This window comes from Amycolatopsis rhizosphaerae (genome assembly GCF_007713715.1).
Lineage (GTDB): Bacteria > Actinomycetota > Actinomycetes > Mycobacteriales > Pseudonocardiaceae > Amycolatopsis_E > Amycolatopsis_E rhizosphaerae.
In genome coordinates, this window is sequence record NZ_VJWX01000769.1 from 1 (window position 1) to 2040 (window position 2040).

General features: G+C 78.6%; 1 protein-coding gene and 1 pseudogene. Both read left to right on the forward strand.

Features of this window, described 5'->3' with window-relative positions; all coding sequences use genetic code 11:
- Positions 1 to 825: pseudogene (locus tag FNH05_RS38640) on the forward strand (SWIM zinc finger family protein); the annotation flags it as partial.
- The coding region (locus FNH05_RS36625) for a DUF5691 domain-containing protein (RefSeq protein ID WP_144593414.1) at positions 822 to 2040 on the forward strand (1219 nt) is incomplete at its 3' end. The pseudogene FNH05_RS38640 and the gene FNH05_RS36625, both read left to right, overlap by 4 nt.

Below are 2040 nucleotides of genomic sequence, written 5' to 3' on the forward strand. Positions count from 1 at the left end.
ACCGGGGTGCACAGGTCGGGTACCGCGCCGCTGGAGTCGGCGGCGGCCCGGATGGTGGACGCGCAGGCGCCGGGGCTGGCCGAACGCGTCCGCCGGGCGGCGCGGCTGGCCGGGCGGGGCCGGGACTGGCCGGACCGGCTGCTGGAGGAGCTTTCCCTGACCTGCCTGCTGGCCGGTGCGCAGTCGCGGCTGGCCGAACTGCCCCCGCCGCTGGCCGCCACGGTACGGGCGCGCCTCGGCTATCCGACCGAGAGCGCCGAGGTGCTCGCCAACGGCGAGCGCAGTACCGATACCTGGCTGGTGCTGGGTTTCCGCGACGAGCCGGGCGAGAAGGTGGCGGCCAGGACGGTGTGGTTGCACGGCAGGGAAAGCGGCCGGATCGCGATGGTGTTGTCCTTCGCGACGCCCGGCCGACCGCTGGACGCCTCGCTGTGGCCGGGCACGCTGGTGCCCGCCACGCTCGCGCACTACCCGGGGGCGGGCGCGCTGCGGGTGGTCGTCGCCGAGCGCGGCGAGGCCACGGCGTCGCCCCGGCCCGAGGGCGAACCGGTTGCGGCCGCGCTCGCGGGATACGGCGCGGTGCTGGCCGAGGACCCGTGGGTGGACCGCTGGCCGGTGCTCCTGGCCGGGGTCGTGCCGGTCGCCGGGCAGGACGGCTGGGCGCTCACGGATTCCGGTGGCGCGCTGCCGCTGCACGCCTCCGCCGACCCCTGGCCGCTGGTGGCGGTTTCGGGGGGACGGCCGCTGACGGTGGCGGCGGAGTGGTCCCCGGCCGGGGCCCGGCCGATGTGCTGCTGGGACGGGGATCGGGCGGTGATCCTGTGACCGGATGGGAGGGGCTGGTCAGCGCCGCGCTGCTGGGTACGCAGCGCCGTCCCGCCGAGCTGGGCGCGCTGCCCGCCGCGGTGGGGAAACTGGCCCGCGGTGAGGATCCGGCGCGGGAACTGCTGTCCGCGGCCGCCGCGCTGACCGTGTACCGGCGGGCCGGTGCCGTACCGCTGCCCGCCGTGGCGCCCCCGGCGCCGGCACCGGCGGACGAACGTCCGCTCGCCGGGCCCGCCGCGGTGCGCAGGCTCGACCGGCTGCTCGCCGGTGAACAGGGCGAGGTGCTGCCGGAATGGCTCCGCGCGGTGGCCGCGCGGGGGCTGCGGGTGCCGCCGGAGCGCCTGCCCGCGCTCGCCGGGCTGGCGCGGTCCCGGCCCTCGCTGCGGGACGCGGTGGCCGCCGCGGCCGGGCCCCGCGGCCCGTGGCTCGCCGCGCTGGTGCCGGAATGGGCGTTCCTGGCGGGCGCGGACACCGGGCCGGACGTGTGGCGCCTCGGAGCCCCGGTGGCGCGCCGGACCTGGCTGGCCCAGCGGCGCCGGGAAGATCCCGCCGCCGCGCGGGAGGCGCTGGCGCGGGTATGGGCCGCCGAGCCCGCCGCCCGGCGTGCCGAGTTCCTCGCCGTGCTGGTGGACGGGCTGTCCGCGGCGGACGAGGATTTTCTGGAGTCCGCTTTGGACGATCGGTCGGCTGATGTGCGGCGGCTCGCCGCCGATCTGCTGGCCCGGTTGCCCGGTTCGCGGCTGGCCGCCCGTATGGCGGAGCGGGCCGCCGCGCTCGTCACCGTCGAGGGGGACGCGCTGCGGCTGTCGCTGCCGGGTGAGTGCGACGGCCCGATGCTCCGGGACGGGGTGCGTGCCGAGCCGCCACTGGCCACCGGGCGGCGCGCCTGGTGGTTCCGGCAGATCGTGGCCGCCACGCCGCTGTCGTTGTGGTCCGCCTTCGCCTCCGGACCGCGGGAACTGCTGCGCCGTTCGTTGGCCCGGGGGGCGGCGGTCGCCGAGCCGTTCCGCGTGGGACTGGCCGAGGCGGCGGGCAGGCAGCGGGACCGGGAATGGGCACGCGCGCTGCTCGCCGTCAAGCCGCCGGTTCCGGCGAAGGCCGTCCCCGAGCTGATCGCCGTCCTGCCGCCGGGCGAATGGGCCGCCGCGCTGGCCGGACTGTGGGACCGGCGCCGCGGCGACACGCTGAACGCGGCCGTCCGCGGCCTGCCTGCGC